Origin of the sequence: Pseudomonas sp. OV546, assembly GCF_900116845.1 — a bacterium.
Lineage (GTDB): Bacteria > Pseudomonadota > Gammaproteobacteria > Pseudomonadales > Pseudomonadaceae > Aquipseudomonas > Aquipseudomonas petroselini.
In genome coordinates, this window is sequence record NZ_FPCE01000016.1 from 1 (window position 1) to 20,321 (window position 20,321).

The following is a 20,321-nucleotide window of genomic DNA, read 5'->3' on the forward strand; positions in this document are numbered from 1 at the left end:
CCGTTGTCATCCCAGGCATACCGCGTGTCCATCTGCGAGAAACTGGCCCAATGCCGCACACACCGCGCCGCCTTACCAGCCCGTTCCCACTCCCAAAAGAAGCTCGCCCCACCGGCCAAACCACGCTCAAGAATGACGTGCTGTTCGTCGTACCGATAAACCTCGCGTTCACCGACAGCATTGGTCGCAGAAAGCAGTCGCCCAGCACCGTCATACGCGTAGGAAACAACGTTCTGTTCCGTCACCCAGACAAAAGGCTCAAGACCCGTGGCCCGATGGATCTGATAATCCACCGCAACGATCCGCCCCGACGCATAACGCAAAAACAACGAACGCCCGACACCGTTATCCAGCCGCTCAATCTGCCCCAGATAATTGCGGGAAATGCGCAACCGGTTGTCATACGCATCGCTGATCGCCGTCAGCACACCGTCGCGAAAGTGGTAGAACCGTGACGACTGAGCCAGCACCAACTCATCGGGCGAAGCCCCCAAGTAGATCGCCGCTTCAGCCAAACTATTGGTAATCGCAGGCCGAGAAACCGTAGGCAAGGGCAGGGCAGTCGACCGATTCTCATGATCGGTCCAAACAACCGAGTCGCCGGAAACGCTCAACCGATGCGCCAGCGAGTGACTCCAACCAAACCCCAACCCACAATCCACTTCCACCGCACTGGTGCGGTACAAGCGCGTCCACTCAAACGGCAACACCCCGTCCAACGCCCCATCGGTCAGCGTCAGCAGTTCCTCGCCGGTGACCATCGACACCGGGCAACCGTTAGTGGCTGTTTTGTCCGAAGACGCGGCCGCCTCTCCAGCCGGGTTCTTAGCAACAGCCGGCACGTCATCCACAGGCTCCTGCCGCACCAACACCGTCCGCTGCTTGGCCTTGTCCCGAACCACCGGCACCGGGTTGGCAACCACCTGATCCCCAGCCTTCAACGGCACATCCGGAATCGTCTTGATCGGCGTCCCCGCGCTGCCCAGCAATAACGGCTTGGCCGTTTCGACATGCGCTTCCAGCCGAGGCCCGACCACTTGATCAGCCAGCCGCTCCAGCCATTTGCGTGCTCTACCCGATTTGATAGGCCCCAACACCTGCATGCCCAGGCGAACCTGAACCCCCATGCCCCGCGTCGCCCAGATCAAGAAAAGATTGATCAGTACCTCGCCGGTCATCTCGCCTAACAGCTCGTACATCTCAGGCGGCGGCAGCAGGCGTATCCAGGCGACCATGGCCGACAGATAGATAAACAAAAGCGGTTCATCGCTGAGCACGAGCAGGCCATGGGCAATGGCGTCTTTGCCCAGTTTCAGCAGTTCGTCGAGTTCGGCCTGTGAGACGTACTGCAGCAACTTCTGGCTATTGGCTTTGATATCCGCCAGCAGCTCGAACAACTGGGTGAGGTTGTCCCACAGGTTGTAGAGCGCCTTGGCAATCCCAGTTGAGAACGCCAGGCCTTGCATCGCGCTGCGCTCGAACGGCGTGGCGCTGGCAAAGTCTTTCCATTGCGGCTTGAAGGTCTTCGTCCACTCATCACGCAGGCCCATTTCCAGCCCCGCGATCACCGACTGATAAGACGCGTACAGCGCCTTGACATGATCCTTGGAGACATTGGGGTAAAAGGTGATTTGGTAGCGTTGATCGCGGGTGCAGTCGCTGACTTCGAGAATGCCACTGGGGCCTATGGTGCGATGGATCGGCGGGCCCATTGGGCTGCCGTCAGGAGCAATGGCCTGCAGCATCACCGGGGTATTGCCGATCGGCACGAACCGCGTGCTCTCGAACATATGCACCAGGGTCAACGAGCCCTGGGCCTTGCAGAGGGCAACCGTGGAGTTTGGTTTTTTGGACGATACGGGAGCAATGAGGGAAACTTCTTCCCCTACCTTGAACACCTGCTCCACTTCCAGGGCCGAACCGCTCCAGAAGCTCTCGGCCCATTCGTCAAAGGTATTCAGGCAATTGCGGAAGTCACGAAAAACGCTGTCGACGTCCGGCTTCTTGTCATCCATGGGGGACAGGACGAACTTGGCGATAACCGGAATCATGCGACGGCCCCATTCAGTGGGGCACGGATAGAGAAGTGCATCGGCGGTCCCTCGCGCTGATTGATCAGGCGAGAGACTTTGGAGAGGTTGAAAGGGAAAAGATGTCGGCGTTATTCGCGGGTAAAGCTAGGAAGTTTCGCCAAAACCTCGGGTAAACCGTGGTTTTGGTGTAGGCAGAAGATTACAGGTTGAACAGTCCTACAGCTTCAGTTGCCCAATTGCCTTGCTCAACTCCCCGGCCAAGGTTGCCAGTTCATTGCTGGTGGTCGCCGAGTCCACGGTTTGCTGCACGGTGTTCTCGGTCACATCTCGTATGCTCACCACGGCGCGGTTCATTTCTTCGGCGACGTGGCTCTGCTGTTCGGCGGCGACGGCGATCTGGGTGTTGCTTTCGCGCATCTGCGCCACGGCGCCGGTGATTTCGGCGAGTGCGGCGCCGGCTTCCTGGGCTTGCTGTACACAATCGTCGGCCTTGAACGAGCTTTCCTGCATGAAGTCCACTGCGTCACGGGTGCCGTCTTGCAGTGCCGAGACCATGCGGGTGATTTCGTCGGTGGAGCTTTGCACGCGTTTGGCCAGGTTACGCACTTCGTCGGCAACCACGGCAAAGCCACGGCCCATTTCCCCGGCGCGGGCGGCTTCGATGGCGGCGTTGAGGGCGAGTAGGTTGGTCTGTTCGGCGATGCTGTGGATCACGCTGACCACGCCGTTGATTTTCTGGCTGTCCTCGGCGAGTTTCTGGATCATTTCGGCCGTCTGTTGCACCCCCGTGGACAGGCCTGCAATCGAGCGTTGCACACGGGTGACCACTTCCTGGCCGCTGCCGGCGAGGGTGTCGGCGGTCTGCGACAGATCCCGGGTAGCGCCGGCATGTTGGGCAATGTGATGGACGGTGGCGGTCATCTCGTTAATGGCAGTGGCGGCCTGGTCGGTTTCGCTTTGCTGGCCGAGCATGCCGTGCTGCACCTCGTTCATGCTGCTGGCCAGCCGCGCAGCACCCTCGTCCAGTTGCCGGGCGGTACGCGCGACGGTGTTGACCACGCGCTGGTAACCGGCCTGCATGGCGTTGAAGGCGCTGGCCATCTGGCCAACTTCATCCTTGCACGCCAAGGGCACGCGGGCGGACAGGTCGCCGGTTTTTTCCACGTGCAGCATCACGTCTTTTAGCGTGTTGAGCTGGCTGAGCAGAAAGCGGATCAGCAATTGCGAGGCACCGAGCATCGCCAGCATCAGGATCAACACCGCCACCGCGTAGTTGGCGAAGCGTTCGGTGAACACCTGGCTCAAGCTGGGGGCGTAGGCGAGCACGGCGACGTGTTGCCCGTCGGGGCGGGCGATCACTTCGGCACCCATCAGTGGGTTTTCGCCAAAGAGGGGCATGTGATTGAGTTCGACCCAGCCGTTGGCGTTGCTCAGGGCTGACAGGTCTTGATCGGCCAGTTGTGGGACTTGGCCACCTGCGAACGTCAGCCAAAGCTCTCCCTTGGGCAGCGTTTTGTCCGCCGGCCAGGCGCTGAGTAACCGCGCTTGCGCCTGCACCGAGGCGTGTGACGCCGTGCTGCGGGCCTGTTGTTCAAGCTGCACGGCGTAGAGCACCAGCAGCAGTGTGGTAATGAAGGCGACCGCATTGACGGCCCAGAATTTGTACTTCAGCGAGATATTGCTAAGCCAGGCACCCATGGAAGGTTTTCTCTGATAGCGGAAACAGCATTGGCAAGGTGCCATTATTGTGCCGCTACTCAGGAAAACCGTTTTGACATGGGTCAATGCGCCGCATCAAACAGTGGCAGGCAAACCGAAAAAAGCGCGTGCGCTGGCGGTGCTGTGTTGGGCCAGGTCTTCCACGTTTTCGTTGCGGTGCAGGGCGACTTCGCGCAGTACCTCCGGCAGATAGGCGGGCTCGTTGCGACCATTTTTCGGTTTTGGGCGCAGTGTGCGTGGCAGCAGGTAGGGCGCGTCGCTTTCCAGCATCAGACGGCCTCGGGGAATTTCCCTGACAAGTGGGTGCAGGTGCGTCCCACGGCGTTCGTCGCAGATCCAGCCGGTGATACCAATGTGCAAGTCGAGGTCGAGGTAGCTGAACAACGCTTGCTGTTCGCCGGTAAAGCAATGCACCACGGCGGCGGTGAGGTGGTCGCGGTAGCCCTTGAGGATCTCCAGCAGGCGCACGTTGGCGTCGCGTTCATGGAGGAACACCGGCAGTTTCAGCTCGACGGCCAAGGCCAGGTGTTCTTCCAGGACTTTTTCCTGCTGGGGGCGGGGCGAGAAGTCGCGGTTGAAATCCAACCCGCATTCGCCCACGGCACGCACGCGGCTTTCACCGAGCAATCCACGCAAGCGCTGGGCGCTGTCGCCGTTCCAGTCGCTGGCGGAGTGGGGGTGAATGCCGGCGGTGCTGAACAGGCGTTGAGCGCTTTCATCCTGTTTTATGCAGAGCTCCAGGGCCTGTTCGCTGCCCTCGACGCTGGTCCCGGTGAGTACCAATTGTTGCACGCCGGCGGCGTAGGCACGCTCGAGCACGGCCTGGTGCTTCTCGTCGAAACTGGGGTTGGTCAGGTTGACGCCGATATCAATGAGTTGCATGGTGCTATCTCCGCCTGCGGCCGGAAAGCATATCAGAGCTGTAGATTTATAAGAAAATCGAAGAACTACAACGAGTTATAGCTGTCTTTGAACGTCGCAAGTGACATTGTGTTTGGCTCAACGCCTTGCCCGTGCCACCGTTGCGCGCAAAGTCTGCGCATTAAGCGCTCTGTTTCTGACTCCCACGCCTTCATTTTTCGCGAGGGCGTTGGCCAGTATTCTTTCCGGAGAGCGGATGATCCGACCCTCGGCGTTGCTTATGTTGTGCCTGACGTTATGGCTGCCCCTGGAGGCGGTCGCGCGTCTGGACGGGCCGCTGGAAGTGACCAAGCCCGGCAAGGTTCGCGATCTGGCGGAGATTCGCTCGAGCCGCACCCTGCGCGTATTGGTCAACCAGAGCCGCAACAGTTCCGGCGAGGTCCAGGGCCAGGCCATCGGTGTCGAATACCATCGCTTGCGCGCCTTCGAGCAATACCTCAACGGCCACGCCCGTGATGGCCAGGAAATCAACCTCAAGATCATTCCCAAGGCCAAGGACCAGTTGCTCGGCGCGCTGGCGCGTGGCGAGGGTGACCTGGTCGCACCCGGTGAATTGCTGGATGTGAAGGCCGTGCACAAGATCAGCACCAGCGACCCGATTGCCAGTGATGTGCCGCTGTGGCTGGTAGGCGTGAAGGGCGAGCGACGGTTCACCAAGTTGGAGCAATTGTCCGGGCGTACGTTGGCGTTGACCACCGGCAGCGCGGCGGCGGATGCCATCAGCCAGGTCAACCAGAAGCTGGCCCTGCACAAACAGCCACCGATCAAGGTGGAATGGGTCGACCCGACCCTGGCCGTGGAGGATGTGCTTGAGATGGTTCAGGCGGGGATTTTCCACCTGACTATTGTCGAGAAGCCGATTGCCGAGCGCTGGTCGAAGATCCTGCCCAAATTGCGTTTCGATAAGCAGGTGGTGGTCAGTGCACCCGGTGACGAATATTGGTTTGTGCGCCAGGATGCGTCGATGCTGCGGGCCAGCATCGATCGATTTCTCAAGACCTATCGAACCCCCTCCGATCAGGACGTAGCGTTCCAGCGTATCTACCGTCGCCTCTATCAGGTGCGCAACCCGCTGGCCCGCGTCGACCGCCAGCGCCTGGAAAAACTGCGCCCCGTCTTGCAAAAGCATGCTCGCGAGCAGGGCATGGACTGGCTCAACCTCGCTGCGCTGGCCTTCAAGGAGTCGGCGCTTGACCCGGGTGCACGCAACAGCGGTGGCCCCACCGGCCTGATGCAGATCACGCCGTCGGCGGCGCAGCGCGTGGGGGTCAACAACATCGAGAACCTCGATAGCAATGTGCAGGCGGGGGCACGCTACTTGGCGATGATCCGTCGCAAGTTCTTCGCCAGCCCCAAGCTCAATGAGCGTGAGCGCATGGCCTTTGTGCTGGCGGCCTACAACATGGGGCCCGAGCGGGTGCAGGGCATGCGCACCGAGGCCAAGCGCCGGGGGCTCAACCCCAATCAGTGGTTCTTCCAGGTTGAACGCATAGCCATGGAGCAAGTAGGGATGGGCGGCGTCAGCTATGTTAATAGCGTCAACAAATACTATTTGGCGTTCGACCGGGAACGGGAGTCCCTGGAGCCGCCGACGCCGAAAATCGCCTCGCGAAAGTAATCGGTTATTTCGATATTAATCAGGCATTTTTTCGGCTTTTATCATTCTTTAAACTGATTAATATAGCGGCCAACCAACCCCTACTTAGAAAAGGATTATCACCATGAGCCCACTGATCAAAAGCATTCTGTCTACCCGCGCCGGCTACGGCCTGACCCTCTTGCGTATTGTGGTCGGCATCATCTTCGCCGCCCACGGCTCGCAAAAACTCTTTGGCTGGTTTGGCGGCTACGGTCTGGCGGGCACTGCCCAGTGGATGGAAAGCATCGGCCTGGCCCCAGGTACCCTGATGGCGCTGCTGTCGGGCGGTACCGAGTTCTTCGCGGGCCTGGCGCTGATCATCGGCCTGCTGGCTCGCCCAGCGGCATTGGGCCTGACTATCCTGTCGCTGGTGGCGATTTTCTCGGTGCATATCCATAACGGTCTGTTCATGGCTAACAACGGTTATGAGTTCGCACTGGCCTTGCTGGGCGGCTCGCTTGCGGTGCTGCTGGAAGGTGCCGGCAAGCTGTCTGCCGACCGTGCCATCACTCACTGATCATTCTGCAGAACCCTGAATCGGCCCGCCATGCGCGGGCCTTTTCGTTGCTCGAGATTCTTGACACCGCCCCACCGGCTTCTCTAGGATGCCGCTCATGCGCCGATTTAAACAGCTAATTGCGGGGCGCCATGGGTGATCGTTATCGATCCCGACAGAAGCATGCTCCATGCTTCGAAATTCCGCTAAAGCGCTGGTTCGGTGTTGCCTCTCACCTGCCCGCAGACTTTTGAGGCAGAGACACGACACGATGAATGCATTACGCCCCCTGATACGCCTGGCTCCGATCACTGCGGACCTCACTCAACGCAATCCGAAAATTCTCCTGGGCGGCAAGCACCAGCCGACGCTGTTGCGTTACCTGGATGGTTGGCCGCGTCGCACAGGCCGACCGTCAGCGTTCCTCATCCAGTTTGTCGAGGACGGCGATTCCCTGGCGCGTTTTGCCAGCAACAGTTTTGACCTCGCGGTTATCCAGGCCCCCAGCGCCAGTGATGCCGATGAGGTCATCCGCGAATTGACCCGCGTTGCCCGGCAGGGGCTGATAGCCCGTCGTTGAACGCTCAGTGAATCACGTTGCCGGCTTGCAGCCGACGACGGCGCTGGCGTAGAAAGACCGTCCAGGCGATCAGGCATAACGTCAGCGGTATGGCAAAGATCACGACCAACTTGATGACCAGTTCCAGGCGACGCACCTGGGCATACGCTTGGTGCTGCAAGGCATGCAACTCCATGGGCAGGCGCAGGCGTTCTTTGTTGAGTGCTTGTAGTTGGGTGGTGGTGTCCACGGCCTGAGTGCCGAGGGTCGTTGCCCAAGGGGTCAGCCGCTGCCATTCCTGCTCGGTTCGTAGCAGGCGTCGTTCCAGTTCACCGGCCTTTGAGCGATAGGCGTGTCTTGCGGCTTCCCGCATGTTCTCCAGTACCGTCGGCGGCATTTGCTGCGCCACTCGAGGACGAATCGCAGCAAGCCTGTCGGGGACGGACAGGTTATCCAATGTGTTCAGGACAAACAGGGCGTTGCTGTCTGGCGCCGAGTCGCTGACCTTATCCGTGAGCATGTCCGTGTCCGCAATGACCACGACGTGGATCTGCGTCGCTTTCTGCAAACCTGGCGGCTGCCCCTGGATGCCATCGGGAAATACCGAATAGGTCGGTCCCTCGATACGCGCGGCAATGACATGGCGTTGCTCTTTGCTCGCCGCCTCTTCAATCAATGCGTCGAATGGGGCTGCGCTGGTAAAACTGGTGGCATCCAGCAGCACCGATTGCTCGGAACTTTGCAGGAGAGGGGTGAAGGTCGTTCGACTTTTACTCAGTCGGATAAGGGCGCCACTGCTCGAGGCGGTCACCCTATTGAGGTTCCATGTGCTGATATCGTTTGGGTTCATTGCCTGCCGGGGCAGGTTCAACCTGGCCTGATTGGGGGCGTTTTGGGTTTCCAAAGGCGTATAGAGGTAGTCGAACACCAGCGTGTGCGCCGGCATCTGGATGCCCCAAGCGGCAAGCAGTTCGTCCAGCCGAGTGTTGACTGGACCGGCGTTGGCGCGTTGGTCGCTCAACGGGTCGATAAACATCATCAACCTACCGCCTCTCAATACAAATTGTTCAATCCCGTACAGGGTTCGCTCAGAAAACGTCTGAGGGTGCACAACCATCAGTGTGTTGATGTTTTCGGGTATTTGCGCGGCGGACGGTTCCAGATTCACCAGATCGAATTCATGCTGCAGCGCCTTCAGCAGTCGACTTGCAGATTCGTCCATCGCCAGACCCGACAGCAGCGCAATCACTGGGCGCTGCGGGTGCTGCAACTTATAGAGCAGATGGCTGATTTCATACTCGAGCAACGGCTCCCGGTCGAGGCTGAAGGATCCAATACGTCGCACGCCGTGACCGGCGCGGGTGGCTATAAGGCCGAGAAATCCAGCGTTGTCGTCGAGACCCGATAGCCGGGCTTTGTAGGCGTCTTCCGAAAAAGGTGCAGGTTCAATAACGTGCAGGTTGATCATGCCCTTGGCGTTTTTCTCGTACTCTTTCAGCAGATCTTCAATCCGTTTGCCGTAGCGTTTCACGGCGTAGCTTCTTTTCGGATGGTTGTTTGAATTGAAATAATATAAGTCCACTGGGCTTTCCAGTGTCGCGAGTAGTTGTTGTGCCGGCAGCGATAAAGTGTGAACTTTTTGTTGAGAAAGATCCCACCTTGCATCAGGAATTTTACCTATCCAAACCAAGTTAAAAGCCAGGAATAGCAGCAAGATAACGGTAAGTGTCATACCGATTCGCAGAATGGACCGCATTAAGGGTTTCCCTTCTCAGCTGTGTTTGTAGTTGAGTGTGACCGTGGTCGCAGTGAGAAAGGCGAGGATCATGCTGAAGAAGTAAAGTAAGTCGTGAAGTGTGAGTTTTCCATCGTCGATGCTGCTGAATCGCCAGGAAGGACTGAGGGACACTAAACTGTCGGCCAACCCTATAGGCACTTGGTGCTCAAGCGCATCCAGTAGAGAAGAAAGCCCGCTGGCTGTGAGCAATAAACCCACGGTCAGTACGAAAATGACCGTGCGCTGACATACAAGCGCGCAAATAAAACATCCCGCGGACAGGTAGCCCCCCGCCAGCAGCCAGCTTGCCAAGAATTGCGAGGCGATCACGCTGTTGTCTGCCTTACCCAGATAGTTGGCGATAATAACGAGAGGGAACATCAGCAACAGGCTGGTGCCTGCCACGAGCCAGGCGGCGATGAATTTTCCGATGACCCATTCAAACAGCGTGATGGGCATGGTTTTCATCAGGCCGTAAAACCCCGCGTTGGTTTCATCCGACCATAGTTGCGTCGCCAGGGCGGGAATCAGGAGCAGATAGAGCCAAGGATGGAACTGGAAAAACACCTGCAGGTCGCTGCCATTTTGTTCCAGCCACGGGCTTATGTAGAACCCCAGTGCCACCGACAGCATCGGAAAGATGGCGATGCTCAGGTACGTACTGGGTGCGCGCGCATAGCTGGTGAGCTGACGCTTTAAAATGACGGGCAATAGTTTCAAAGGGGCGCCTCCTGGCTCAGGTGGTGGACCACATCATTCAGGCGACCTGGCTCCAGGTTCAGTGAATTGATTTTCCAGCGGCGGCTGGCAATCAGCGTGTTGATATGGGGATAGATGGTGTGTCCCGGCATGGCGAGAACGGTCACCGTACCGGGTGCATGCCGGTGCTCTTCGATGCCTGCTACGCCTGGCAGTACGGCCAGTGCGAGTAAATCCAGCGGGGTCTCGGCACTGAGCGTGACGGCCTGGAAGTGGCGCGAGTCGCGCTGTAGATCGGGAAGGGGGGTATCGGCCACCAGGCGATCGCCTGCAATGACCAAGGCACGGGTACACAGCTCGGACAATTCATCGCAGTGGCGAGAGGCGATGATCACGGTCATTTCTTGCGTCAATGAATGGATCAGCGCCTGGAATGTACGCCTCTGATCAGGCGCGAGTCCTTCGGTGGGTTCATCCAGCAGTAAAAGGGAAGGACCATGCAGGATGGCCTGGGCGATGGCGACTTTGCGATTCCAGCCGATGGAAAGAGCGTCGAGCGGCGCGTTGAGCACCGCAAACAACTCCAGTCGCGCGATAGCCTGTTCCAACCTGGCGCGCTTTTCGGCACCGTGGAAACCACGGAGGGCAGCGATGAAGTCAAGGAACGCTTTGACGGACATCGTCGGATGGCCGAGGTCCTTGGACAGTTGATAGCCGACGAGTTGCCTCGCCTTAAGTGCGTGGGTTTGTGTGTTGAACCCTTGGATATTTATAGAGCCGCTGGAGGGTTGCGTTGAACCGGCTATTACATTGAGCAGGGCTGTCTTGACAATAGGGTCTTGCCCGAACAGCCCCAGACATTCTTGTGGGTGTGCAATGAATGAAAAGTCACTGATTATTGTTGTGTTACCCGTGTGTTTTGTCAGATTGCTTATTTCGATCATTTTTTTACCGAATAAGTTTGGCATGACGTAGGGGGGCTAAAAAAAGGGTACGGGTAATGATCGTTTTTGGGAACGTCGATCAGTCTTAATAAGAGAAGTCCTACGTGCGAGTCAGGCGGGCCACTGAAACAATGGGTGGTGTTTTAGAGTGTCCAAATTTCGAGTGTTTATTTGTTGTTTATGTAAACTTTCTGCCCCGCATATTGAGGCCTGATTGCCATGATGCTGCTACGTACCCTTGTTCTTGAACGCAATGGTCAGGATGCTCCGGTTAACGGTGCCTTGCTCTGTGGGTTTGCTGTAGGTCAGGCGGCCTCCAATTTTCTTGTTTATAGTTTGGATGAAGAGGTAGAGCCCGGAAGTTCGAGGGTTTATATCGCGGCCTTGCGTAAGAAACTTGACCGCTATTTTTTGAGTGGCGTTGAGTCCAAGGAAGATCTGCAAGTAGCCTTGCATGTGTTTAAGCAAATACTGACGTTGGCCGCGTCGGGCATTAAGGCGGGGGGTGTTACCGAAACGCAGGTGCCCTATCATTTTCTCGATTTGAAAGGTTGCAAGCTGCCGCCTGCCAGGCCCGAGGATCATCATTCGGTGATCATCAAGAAGGCGTTGGTGATGAAAGTGATCACCCTGGGCATGTCGGCGCCAACGCTACCGGCGATCGAAAGTGCTTCAGTGATCGTGCCGTCCATTCGGTTCTCGTCGCAAATGACTTCTCCTCCCAAAGGGGCGGGCGCATCCGAGTCTTCCCGGCCGCCGGTGCATGAACAACCTGTTGAGGAGCCCCGGCAGGCGCGCGTCGAAGCGCCCGTGATCATGACGCCGGCCGTGCCTGCTATCCCGCATGAGCCTGATGCGCCGACGCAATCGAATCTCCCTGCATCCGGCGAGCACAGTACGTTGTTCGAAGTCGACAGCACCTTGACCAACCTTGCCCGTGTCGCTCAGGAGCTGACCCAGCAAAAACGCGCAGCACTCGAACGGGAGTCGGCACTTGAGCAATGGCAGGCGCGATTGCAGCAAGAGCAGAGTCAACTGGATCAGAAGGTTCGAGAACTGGAGCAACGCACCACTCAACTCCATGACCATTCGCTTGCTGTCAGCCAGAGGGCTGAAGCCCTGAAGGCCATGACGTCGCAGGTGTCGGGCTTGCGCCAGAGCCTGCGGGGCATGCTGCTGGAGCTGGATCAGGCGTTGGATGGCTAGACTGGCCTGGCTACTTTCACGGGTTCATTTATCATCAGGGCCAGCCAGCCGAGGCCCGGGTGTGAAACCCAGGTATCTCGGTACCTATGGACATGCCTGGGGATGCACGCGTTTGAGTACCAAGCTGATTACCAAAGAAGGTCATGAAGCGCTGAAAAAGGAGTTGGATTACCTGTGGCGTGAAAAACGCCCGGACACCACGCGCAAAGTGACATGGGCGGCCTCGTTGGGCGACCGCAGCGAAAACGCTGACTACCAGTACAACAAGAAGCTGCTACGCGAGATCGACCGCCGCGTGCGCTACCTGCGCAAGCGTCTGGAAGACATGCGCGTGGTGGAGTACATGCCCGAGCAGGAGGGCAAGGTGTTCTTCGGTGCCTGGGTGGACATCGAAAACGAGCAAGGTGAGACCAAGCGTTTTCGCATTGTCGGTTATGACGAGATTTATGAGCGCATGGACTACATCTCCATCGATTCGCCGATGGCCCGTGCGTTGTTGCGCAAGGAAGTGGACGATGAGGCCATCGTTCAGACCCCCAGTGGTGACGTGTGCTGGTGGATCACCGGGATCGAGTACGTGAAGTGAGCGAAATGGGCCCGCATTCTGTGAGGAATGCGGGCCCATCGCGTTTTAACCTTCGCGCAACACGGTCAGCGGGCTGGCATTCAGTGCGCGGCGGGTGCCGAACACACCGGCACCGCCGATCAGCACCGCACCGATCACCGGCAGCAGCAACAGCCACGGGTGAGGGTGCCAGGCCAGGTCAAACGCGTAGCGGTACAGCACGAACGTCACCAGCTCGGTGCCCAGCGCCGCCAGCAGCCCGCTGACGGCACCCAGCAAGCCGAACTCGATACGCCTGGCCTTGACCAACAGCTTGCGCTCGGCGCCCAGTGCGCGCAGCAGCGCGCCTTGGCGGATGCGCTCATCCAGGGTGGCTTGCAGGCCGGAGAACAACACCGCCATGCCTGCTGCGAGGACGAACAGCAACACGTACTCCACCGCCAGGGTCACTTGGGCGAGGATGCTGCGTAGCTGCTCCAGCAGCGCTTCGACTTGCAGGATGGTCACCGCCGGGAACGCCCTGGACAGGTCGACGATTTGTTGGTCATGGCCTGGCGCAAGGTAGAAGCTGGTCAGGTAGGTGGTCGGCAGGTCCTTCAAGGTGCCCGGCTGGAAAATCATGAAGAAGTTGGGCTGGAAGTTATCCCAATTGATGGTCCGCAGGCTGGTCACCCGCGCTTCACGATTTTCGCCGCCCACCGTGAACACCAGGTGGTCATTGAGCTTGAGCTTGAGGCTTTCCGCCACCTTGGTCTCAACAGAAACGCCAGGGATTTCGTCGGCGGGTTGCTGTGACCACCACGACCCTGCGGTGAGTGCGTTGCCCGGCGGCAGGTCGGCGGCCCAGGTCAGGCTCAGGTCACGTTGTACCGCACGATCGCCGCTGGAGTCCTTGCTGACGATTTCCTGGACCGGTTCGCCATTGATACTGATCAGGCGGCCCGGCACCACGGGGTACAGCGGCGCCGATTGTGCCTGCACTTCCAGCAAGCGTGCGCCGAAGGCTTCCTTGTCGGCCGGCAGGATATTCAAGGCGAAATAGTTGGGCGCGTCCTTGGGCAGTTGGTTTTGCCAGGTGTCGAGCAGTTCGCCACGCAGCAGGGCGATCAAGCCCATGGACAGCAGGATCAAGCCAAACGCCAGGGATTGACCGGCGGCTGCCAGCGGGTGACGCAGCAATTGGCCCAGGCCCAGGCGCCAAGGCAGGGAGGCACGTGCCAGCAGGCGGCGCAGGCTTTGCAGCAGGAGCAGCAGCAGGCCGCCAAGCACCAACGCAGCGACCACGCCACCGCCGAGCAGGGCGAACGTCAGCACCAGGTCGAGGCTCAAGCGCCACATGATCAGGCCCAATGCAAACAGCGCCGCGCCGTAGACCATCCAGGTACTGGAGGGGATCGGCAGCAGGTCGCGGCGCAACACCCGTAGCGGTGGTACGCGACCCAAGGCGGCCAAGGGCGGCAGGGCGAAACCGGCGAGGGCAACCAGCCCGGTGCCGATCCCGGCAATCGCCGGTAATAGCCCGCCGGGTGGAACGTCCGCCGGCAGCAAGTCGTGGAGGAAGTAGAACAGGCCAAACTGCGCCAGCCAGCCGAGCAGGGCGCCGGTCAGGCTGGCCAGCAGGCCGAGGACGCTCAGTTGCAGGCTGAACAGCAACATGGCTTCCCGACGTGACAACCCCAGGCAGCGCAGCAACGCGCTGGCGTCGAAACGTCGGGTGGCAAAGCGGTTGGCCGACAAGGCCACGGCCACGCCGGCCAGCAACACGGCCACCAGGCTGGCCATGTTCAGGTAGCGTTCGGCCTTGCCCAGCGCGCCGCCGATCTGCTGGTTGCCGTCCCGTGAATCCTGCAGACGCTGGTTGGCGGCGAGCCCCGGCTTGACCAGGTCACGGTAGGTTTGCAGCACCGTGCTGCCCTGTGGCCCGCGCCATAATTCGCGGTAACTGACGCGGCTGCCGGGCTGCACGACGCCGGTGGCGTCCAGGTCCGCCAGGTTGATCATTACCCTGGGCGTGAGGCTGTAGAAGTTGCCGGCGCGGTCCGGCTCGTAGGTGAGCACGCGGGCGAGGCGCAATGTCTTCATGCCCACATCGATGCTGTCGCCGACCTTGAGGTCGAGTGCCGTCAGCAGCCGCGCCTCCACCCAGGCTTCACCGGGTTTGGGGCCGCCGCCTGGCGTCTCGTCACCAAAGGGCGCAGCGGCGCTTTTCAGCTGGCCCCGCAGGGGATACTGCTCGTTGACGGCCTTGATGCTGGAGAGCTGGATGCCGTTATCGGTGGCGATGACGCTGGAGAATTCCACGACGCGGGCGTGATCCAGGCCCAGCTCGGTGCCGGACTGGATTTGCTCGGTGCGGGCCGGCGAGCTGCCTTCCAGCACCAGGTCGGCGCCGAGGAATTCGGTGGCGCGCAGCAGCATCGCGCCGTTGAGGCGCGCACCGAAGTAGCCGATGGCGGTGCTGGCGGCCACGGCCACCAACAGGGCGAAGAACAGCACGCGCAATTCACCGGCGCGGGCATCGCGCAGCAATTGGCGCATGGCAAGGCTGAACAGACGCAACAGCGGCAAACGTGCCATCAAGGCTCCAGGGGCGCGACCATCAGGCCGGCTTCAAGGCGGATCAGGCGTCGGCAGCGGTGGGCCAGGCGCTCGTCGTGGGTGACCAGCACCAGGGTCGTGCCGCTCTCTTTGTTGAGTTCGAACAGCAGGTCGCTGATGCGCTCGCCGGTGTGGCTGTCGAGGTTGCCGGTGGGTTCATCGGCAAACAGCACGTCCGGTTCTGCGGCAAAGGCACGGGCAATCGCCACCCGTTGCTGCTCGCCACCGGAGAGTTGGCGTGGCGAGTGGGTCAGGCGCTGGCCCAGGCCTACACGTTCCAGCAGGTGCCGGGCGCGTTCGCGGGCGTCTTTGCGGCCGTCCAGCTCCAGCGGCAGCATGACGTTTTCCAGCGCGTTGAGGCTGTCGAGCAGTTGGAACGACTGGAACACGAAGCCCACGTGCTCGGCACGGATGCGCGCGCGCTGGTCTTCGTCCAGGGTGCTGAGGGCTTGGCCGGCGAGGGTGACTTCGCCGCTGCTGGGCAGGTCGAGGCCGGCCAGCAGGCCCAGGAGAGTGGATTTGCCGGAACCGGAGCTGCCGACGATAGCCAGGCTATCGCCCTTGTTCAGTTCCAGGCTCAGTTCGTGCAGGATAGTCAGTTCACCTTCCGCGCTGGGAACCACTTTGCTAAGGTTCCGCGCGGTGAGAATGCTTGCGCCCATGGAGAATCCGATGCGAATGTGGTTTTTGAGTGCTGGCCTGGCCTTGATGTGCATGGCCCAGAACGCAGCGGCGGGTACAGTCCTGATCGTTGGCGATAGTATCAGTGCCGGTTTCGGCCTGGATACCCGCAAAGGGTGGGTGGCACTGCTGGAGCAACGGCTCAAGCAGGAGGGTTTCGACGATAAAGTGGTCAACGCCTCCATCAGTGGCGACACCAGTGCCGGAGGCCTTGCGCGGCTGCCGGCGGCGCTTGCAGAGCATAAGCCTGACGTGGTGGTGATCGAGTTGGGCGGCAATGATGGCTTGCGCGGGCAACCGCCGGCGCAATTGAAACAAAATCTTGCATCGATGATTGACCAGTCCAAGGCCGGCGGTGCCAAGGTGTTGTTGCTGGGTATGCAGCTGCCGCCCAACTATGGCCCGCGATACACCACCGCATTTGCCGAAGTCTATGGTGTGTTGGCCAAGGAAAAAAACGTCCCGCTGGTACCGTTTTTCCTCGATGGCGTGGGCGGTCATCCGGAGCTGATGCAGGCGGATCAACTGCACCCGGCGGTCGGCGCCCAGGGCAAGTTGCTGGAAAATGTCTGGCCGACGCTAAAACCACTGTTATGACGCTTTTCTACCGGCAGGCTTTCGGCTAAGGTGGCGCCCCCCCGATTTGGAGCCCTCGATGTCGCGTCCTGCCTGGTCCCTGTTTAACTATCAACTGATCGAGCCGGACGAGCAGCTGGATCTGTTCGCCTGCCAGGAAGTGCGGGTGCATCTGGTGACGCGTCAATTGGAACTGGGCGGCACCATCGATCGCACCTTGTGCGGCACGCTATTGCCGGCGCAACCGCGTTGGTCGCTGGTGGATCGTTCGATCTTCCAGGACCAGCGCCTGTGCCCTTTGTGCCGCGCCATCCTGGAGTCCCAGAAGCGCGGGACGCCGCCGATCTGGCCGGAGTTGCGTTTCGAGTTGTAGGGGGCAGCTAGAAGCGCGCTTCACGTATACAATCGATGTTTACCTACCCGTCGTTCTGCGAAGGATTTTCCGGATGTTGTCGCGCCTTTCCGTCGTCACCTGCTGCCTGTCCCTCGCTGCACTTTGTGCGGTTGGCTCCGCTTCAGCCTTGCAGTTGCCTTTGCCTCCACCGGGTGAAGACATCGTCGGCCAGGTCCAGGTGATCAAGGCCAAGTACGAAGACACCTTTGCCGACCTGGGCACCACCTATGACCTGGGTTATTCGGAGATGGTCGCCGCCAACCCCGGCGTGGATGCGTGGTTGCCGGGGGCGGGCACCGAGATCGTGTTGCCGACTCGCTTCATCCTGCCGCCCGGTCCTCGGGAAGGGATCGTGATCAACCTGGCGGAATACCGGCTCTATTATTTCCCCAAGGGCCAGAACGTGGTCTACACGTTCCCGTTGGGGATCGGTCGTGAAGGCTGGGGTTCGCCCATCGCCCACACCAGCATCATTGCCAAGACACCCAACCCGACCTGGACTCCGCCCGCGTCGATCAAGGCCGAGCACGCCGCCAACGGCGACCCGCTGCCAAACGTGGTGCCGGCCGGCCCCGACAACCCGTTGGGCCCGTTCAAGTTCACCCTGGGCACGCCGGGTTACCTGATCCACGGCTCCAACATGAAATTTGGTATCGGCACGCGTACAAGCCACGGTTGCTTCCGTATGTTCAACAACAACGTGCTGGAGATGGCGGGCATGGTGCCGGTGGGCACATCGGTGCGCATCATCAACGATGCCTACAAGTTCGGCAGCAGTGGCGGCAAGGTGTACCTGGAAGCGCATACGCCGTTGAACGATGACGGTACGCCGTCGGTGGTCGACAAACACACCGCGGTGATCAACGCCTTGCTCAAGCGTGAAGACCTGGCCAACAACCTGCGGGTCAACTGGGATCAGGTGCGTGACGTGGTCGCGGCGGAAGATGGGTTGCCGACGGAAATCGGCGTGCCTGGCGCAGCCTCGGTCGCGGCAAGCGCTCCGATCGAGCTGCAATAGGCGCGAGATCACTGTGGCGAGCAGGCTTGCTTAAAGGGTCCTCAAAAGCGGGGACTGCTGCGCAGTCAACGGGAGCAAGCGCCCTCGCCACAAAAAGCCTGCTACTGGGGCTTGTGATCAAACCCCAGGCAATAAAAAAGCCGACCCATAAATGGATCGGCTTGATAACAATCCCGAGGGATTATTACTTGCGGCTAGCTTTTTCAAGCATACGCAGAGCGCGCTCGTTAGCTTCGTCAGCAGTCTGTTGTGCTTTTTGAGCAGCAGCCAGCGCTTCATCAGCTTTACGGTAGGCTTCGTCTGCACGAGCCTGGGAGCGAGCTGCAGCGTCTTCAGTTGCAGTCAGACGTGCTTCGGTTTCTTTGGAGACGCTGCTGCAACCGGTAGCCAGAACTGCGGCCAGGGCCAGTGCAGAGAATTTCAGAACGTTGTTCATCGTGTTCCCCTTCAAGGACTTTCTATTAGATGGCTAGTTTCTCAGAGTGAGCTAATAGCCGGCGTACATACTACCCATTACTTGTAGTAAGTAAACTGACGTAGCGCAAGAAGCAAAAAAAATTCATGCGCCGAATCTATTTTGGCTAATCTTTTGGAGGTTTGTATAAAAACTGTCCAAATTTTTTCATTCAGGCGAACACTGGATCCAGGCTGAAAGGGCCGGCCCGCATGTGTTAAGCCCTGTAAACAGATGAAATTTTATATATCCGCGCTGACACTTCCGTTCAGCACGGCGTTGTGTTGCTCTGCATCTTTTGTGCATGTAGAGGTGACTTTAAGAGCGCCTGTTCGTCTCAAGGTTCAACTGCCGGCAATGTTCAGGCTTTCGATCGTTGGTTGATCGGGGGCCCTTTCTATATCCACCAGCGGCAGGGGATGACGAGTGCGCCTTGAGCAATCCCGGGATTGGCGCCTACTATTCCCTACGTGCTGGTTGTAAGCGCTCAAGGTTTTCTCGTTGTCGAAACCGGCACGGGGTGGCGTAGATGTTCCTTCGCCGGAAAAACATCGGTAAGGTAGGGGTCAGAAACCAAGACCCGCGAGGAGTAGTGATGAGCGAGGCGTTGTCCATCCACCATGACCAGGCTGGTCATCAGTTCGAGACCAATGTGGACGGTCATCGTGCCTATCTGACCTATATGGACCTCGGGAAACAGACCCTGGATATCTATCGGACCTTCGTGCCCAATGCACTGCGGGGTCGTGGTATTGCGGCGGCACTGACCGAGGAGGCCTTGAAGTTCGCCGAAGAGGCCGGCTATACGGTGATCCCGTCCTGCTCCTATGTTGAACGCTACATGGAGCGCCACCAGCGCCATGCCGCGAAGCTGTAAGCCATACACCGCACCATGAAAAACGCCGGGCTAAGCCCGGCGTTTTTGTGTGCGCAGCGTTAAGTCAGGTGCGTTTGCGTTTCGGCAAGACGTCCTTGAGCTTGGCATGCATGCTGCGCAGGGTGTTTTCGGTGGCGGACCAGTCGATGCAGGCATCGGTGATCGACACGCCGTACTGCAAGTCGGCCAGGTCTTTTGGAATCGCCTGGCAACCCCAGTTCAGGTGGCTCTCGACCATCAGGCCGATGATCGACTGGTTGCCTTCCAGGATCTGGTTGGCGACGTTTTCCATCACCAGCGGCTGCAGGGCCGGGTCCTTGTTGGAGTTGGCGTGGCTGCAGTCGACCATGATGTTCGGCTTGATCTTAGCCTTGTTCAACGCCTGCTCGCACAGGGCAACGCTGACCGAATCATAGTTGGGCTTGCCATTGCCGCCGCGCAGCACCACGTGACCGTAGGCGTTGCCCTTGGTGGTGACGATGGACACGCCACCTTCCTGGTTGATGCCCAGGAAACGGTGTGGGCTGGAGACCGATTGCAGCGCGTTGATCGCCACGGTCAGGCCGCCGTCGGTGCCGTTCTTGAAGCCCACGGCCGAGGACAGGCCGGACGCCATTTCTCGGTGAGTCTGGGATTCGGTGGTGCGTGCGCCGATGGCCGACCAGCTGATCAGGTCCTGCAGGTACTGCGGGGAAATCGGGTCCAGGGCTTCGGTCGCGGTGGGCAGGCCCATCTCGGCCAGGTCCAGCAGCAGTTGACGGCCGATGTGCAAGCCGTCCTGGATCTTGAACGAGTCGTCCAGGTACGGGTCGTTGATCAAGCCTTTCCAGCCGACGGTGGTGCGCGGTTTTTCGAAATAGACGCGCATCACCAGGTACAGGGTGTCCGACACTTCCGCCGCCAGCACTTTCAGGCGCTCGGCGTACTCGTGGGCAGCCTTGAGGTCGTGGATCGAGCAAGGCCCGATGACGACGAAGAGGCGATGGTCGGTGCCGTCGAGAATGTCACGGATGACTTCGCGGCCCTTGGTGACGGTCTGCAGGGCAGCGTCGCTCAGGGGGATTTCGCGCTTGAGCTGGTCGGGTGTGATCAGCGTCTCGTTGGATTCGACGTTTAGGTCATTGATCGGTAAATCAGCCATCGTGTTACTCGTCAGGGTCACGGG

At 59.5% G+C, this 20,321-nt stretch carries 19 protein-coding genes; 9 read left to right on the forward strand and 10 right to left on the reverse strand.

All coding sequences use genetic code 11. The features are described 5' to 3' along the window. The 3 genes from BM403_RS26975 to BM403_RS26985 all read right to left on the reverse strand — a co-directional run. The coding region (locus BM403_RS26975; RefSeq protein WP_175538114.1) for an RHS repeat domain-containing protein at positions 1–2,051 on the reverse strand (2,051 nt) is incomplete at its 3' end. A gap of 198 nt (positions 2,052–2,249) precedes the next feature. Further along, on the reverse strand, positions 2,250–3,731 hold the full coding sequence (locus BM403_RS26980; protein WP_093546040.1) for a methyl-accepting chemotaxis protein: 1,482 nt from the start codon (positions 3,729–3,731) through the stop codon (positions 2,250–2,252). A 96-nt stretch (positions 3,732–3,827) separates the two neighbouring features. Continuing rightward, positions 3,828–4,634: a TatD family hydrolase gene (locus BM403_RS26985; protein WP_093546043.1), complete on the reverse strand. Its 807-nt coding sequence runs from the start codon at positions 4,632–4,634 to the stop codon at positions 3,828–3,830. A gap of 235 nt (positions 4,635–4,869) precedes the next feature. Here BM403_RS26985 and BM403_RS26990 point away from each other — a divergent pair, with 235 nt between their 5' ends. The 3 genes from BM403_RS26990 to BM403_RS27000 all read left to right on the forward strand — a co-directional run bounded on the left by BM403_RS26990 (position 4,870) and on the right by BM403_RS27000 (position 7,388). Next, a complete protein-coding gene (locus tag BM403_RS26990; protein ID WP_012722969.1) occupies positions 4,870–6,291 on the forward strand; it encodes an MltF family protein in 1,422 nt (473 codons plus the stop codon). A 103-nt stretch (positions 6,292–6,394) separates the two neighbouring features. Next, positions 6,395–6,829 (forward strand): DoxX family protein, encoded by a 435-nt coding sequence (locus BM403_RS26995; protein WP_046035042.1) that lies wholly within the window; start codon positions 6,395–6,397, stop codon positions 6,827–6,829. 250 nt (positions 6,830–7,079) lie between these two features. Beyond that, positions 7,080–7,388 (forward strand): hypothetical protein, encoded by a 309-nt coding sequence (locus tag BM403_RS27000; RefSeq protein WP_043205003.1) that lies wholly within the window; start codon positions 7,080–7,082, stop codon positions 7,386–7,388. 4 nt (positions 7,389–7,392) lie between these two features. Here the strand turns inward: BM403_RS27000 and BM403_RS27005 are convergent, their stop codons facing one another. The 3 genes from BM403_RS27005 to BM403_RS27015 are packed head-to-tail and all read right to left on the reverse strand — an operon-like array spanning position 7,393 to position 10,787. After that, the gene (locus BM403_RS27005) at positions 7,393–9,123 is read right to left on the reverse strand and encodes a Gldg family protein (RefSeq protein ID WP_093546046.1); all 1,731 of its coding nucleotides are present in this window, start codon (positions 9,121–9,123) and stop codon (positions 7,393–7,395) included. A 15-nt stretch (positions 9,124–9,138) separates the two neighbouring features. Continuing rightward, complete coding sequence (locus BM403_RS27010) at positions 9,139–9,864, reverse strand: ABC-2 transporter permease (RefSeq protein ID WP_012722973.1); 726 nt, start codon at positions 9,862–9,864, stop codon at positions 9,139–9,141. Further along, positions 9,861–10,787, reverse strand: a complete 927-nt coding sequence (locus tag BM403_RS27015; RefSeq protein ID WP_012722974.1) for an ABC transporter ATP-binding protein — start codon at positions 10,785–10,787, stop codon at positions 9,861–9,863. Before BM403_RS27015 ends, BM403_RS27010 begins: the two co-directional genes overlap by 4 nt. A 219-nt stretch (positions 10,788–11,006) precedes the next feature. Here BM403_RS27015 and BM403_RS27020 point away from each other — a divergent pair, with 219 nt between their 5' ends. Beyond that, positions 11,007–11,993 carry a hypothetical protein gene (locus tag BM403_RS27020; protein WP_046035039.1) on the forward strand — a complete coding sequence of 329 codons (987 nt, stop codon included), beginning with the start codon at positions 11,007–11,009 and terminating at the stop codon, positions 11,991–11,993. A gap of 112 nt (positions 11,994–12,105) precedes the next feature. After that, positions 12,106–12,579 (forward strand): transcription elongation factor GreB, encoded by a 474-nt coding sequence (gene greB, locus BM403_RS27025; protein WP_012722976.1) that lies wholly within the window; start codon positions 12,106–12,108, stop codon positions 12,577–12,579. A 45-nt stretch (positions 12,580–12,624) separates the two neighbouring features. Here the strand turns inward: greB and BM403_RS27030 are convergent, their stop codons facing one another. Together BM403_RS27030 and BM403_RS27035 are read right to left on the reverse strand one after the other, a co-directional pair. Next, positions 12,625–15,135, reverse strand: coding sequence for an ABC transporter permease (locus BM403_RS27030; protein ID WP_093546049.1), 2,511 nt, complete (start codon positions 15,133–15,135; stop codon positions 12,625–12,627). After that, positions 15,135–15,818 carry an ABC transporter ATP-binding protein gene (locus tag BM403_RS27035; RefSeq protein ID WP_005786391.1) on the reverse strand — a complete coding sequence of 228 codons (684 nt, stop codon included), beginning with the start codon at positions 15,816–15,818 and terminating at the stop codon, positions 15,135–15,137. Before BM403_RS27035 ends, BM403_RS27030 begins: the two co-directional genes overlap by 1 nt. 10 nt (positions 15,819–15,828) lie before the next feature. Between BM403_RS27035 and BM403_RS27040 the strand changes: the two genes are divergently transcribed. From BM403_RS27040 to BM403_RS27050, 3 genes are all read left to right on the forward strand, one after another. Next, complete coding sequence (locus BM403_RS27040) at positions 15,829–16,434, forward strand: arylesterase (protein ID WP_012722978.1); 606 nt, start codon at positions 15,829–15,831, stop codon at positions 16,432–16,434. 58 nt (positions 16,435–16,492) lie between these two features. Continuing rightward, entirely contained in the window at positions 16,493–16,786 is a 294-nt protein-coding gene (locus BM403_RS27045; protein WP_043205006.1) for a hypothetical protein, read from the forward strand. 73 nt (positions 16,787–16,859) lie between these two features. Then, on the forward strand, positions 16,860–17,825 hold the full coding sequence (locus tag BM403_RS27050; protein ID WP_012722980.1) for a L,D-transpeptidase family protein: 966 nt from the start codon (positions 16,860–16,862) through the stop codon (positions 17,823–17,825). 184 nt (positions 17,826–18,009) lie between these two features. On the opposite strand, the gene oprI is transcribed toward BM403_RS27050, so the two are convergent. Further along, positions 18,010–18,261, reverse strand: a complete 252-nt coding sequence (oprI, locus tag BM403_RS27055) for an outer membrane lipoprotei OprI (protein ID WP_003172710.1) — start codon at positions 18,259–18,261, stop codon at positions 18,010–18,012. A gap of 613 nt (positions 18,262–18,874) precedes the next feature. Here oprI and BM403_RS27060 point away from each other — a divergent pair. Beyond that, on the forward strand, positions 18,875–19,156 hold the full coding sequence (locus BM403_RS27060) for a GNAT family N-acetyltransferase (protein WP_003189869.1): 282 nt from the start codon (positions 18,875–18,877) through the stop codon (positions 19,154–19,156). Positions 19,157–19,220: 64 nt separating this feature from the next. On the opposite strand, the gene BM403_RS27065 is transcribed toward BM403_RS27060, so the two are convergent. Beyond that, complete coding sequence (locus BM403_RS27065) at positions 19,221–20,297, reverse strand: 3-deoxy-7-phosphoheptulonate synthase (protein WP_010211874.1); 1,077 nt, start codon at positions 20,295–20,297, stop codon at positions 19,221–19,223. Positions 20,298–20,321 lie beyond the last annotated feature (24 nt).

What these genes read in the sequence shown, in the direction of transcription:
- BM403_RS26980 (WP_093546040.1), bottom strand. Translation starts at nt 3,731, where the DNA reads ATGGGTGCCTGGCTTAGCAATATCTCGCTGAAGTACAAATTCTGGGCC.
- BM403_RS26985 (WP_093546043.1), bottom strand. Translation starts at nt 4,634, where the DNA reads ATGCAACTCATTGATATCGGCGTCAACCTGACCAACCCCAGTTTCGAC.
- BM403_RS26990 (WP_012722969.1), top strand. Translation starts at nt 4,870, where the DNA reads ATGATCCGACCCTCGGCGTTGCTTATGTTGTGCCTGACGTTATGGCTG.
- BM403_RS26995 (WP_046035042.1), top strand. Translation starts at nt 6,395, where the DNA reads ATGAGCCCACTGATCAAAAGCATTCTGTCTACCCGCGCCGGCTACGGC.
- BM403_RS27000 (WP_043205003.1), top strand. Translation starts at nt 7,080, where the DNA reads ATGAATGCATTACGCCCCCTGATACGCCTGGCTCCGATCACTGCGGAC.
- BM403_RS27005 (WP_093546046.1), bottom strand. Translation starts at nt 9,123, where the DNA reads ATGCGGTCCATTCTGCGAATCGGTATGACACTTACCGTTATCTTGCTG.
- BM403_RS27015 (WP_012722974.1), bottom strand. Translation starts at nt 10,787, where the DNA reads ATGATCGAAATAAGCAATCTGACAAAACACACGGGTAACACAACAATA.
- BM403_RS27020 (WP_046035039.1), top strand. Translation starts at nt 11,007, where the DNA reads ATGATGCTGCTACGTACCCTTGTTCTTGAACGCAATGGTCAGGATGCT.
- BM403_RS27030 (WP_093546049.1), bottom strand. Translation starts at nt 15,135, where the DNA reads ATGGCACGTTTGCCGCTGTTGCGTCTGTTCAGCCTTGCCATGCGCCAA.
- BM403_RS27035 (WP_005786391.1), bottom strand. Translation starts at nt 15,818, where the DNA reads ATGGGCGCAAGCATTCTCACCGCGCGGAACCTTAGCAAAGTGGTTCCC.
- BM403_RS27040 (WP_012722978.1), top strand. Translation starts at nt 15,829, where the DNA reads ATGCGAATGTGGTTTTTGAGTGCTGGCCTGGCCTTGATGTGCATGGCC.
- BM403_RS27045 (WP_043205006.1), top strand. Translation starts at nt 16,493, where the DNA reads ATGTCGCGTCCTGCCTGGTCCCTGTTTAACTATCAACTGATCGAGCCG.
- BM403_RS27050 (WP_012722980.1), top strand. Translation starts at nt 16,860, where the DNA reads ATGTTGTCGCGCCTTTCCGTCGTCACCTGCTGCCTGTCCCTCGCTGCA.
- oprI (WP_003172710.1), bottom strand. Translation starts at nt 18,261, where the DNA reads ATGAACAACGTTCTGAAATTCTCTGCACTGGCCCTGGCCGCAGTTCTG.
- BM403_RS27060 (WP_003189869.1), top strand. Translation starts at nt 18,875, where the DNA reads ATGAGCGAGGCGTTGTCCATCCACCATGACCAGGCTGGTCATCAGTTC.
- BM403_RS27065 (WP_010211874.1), bottom strand. Translation starts at nt 20,297, where the DNA reads ATGGCTGATTTACCGATCAATGACCTAAACGTCGAATCCAACGAGACG.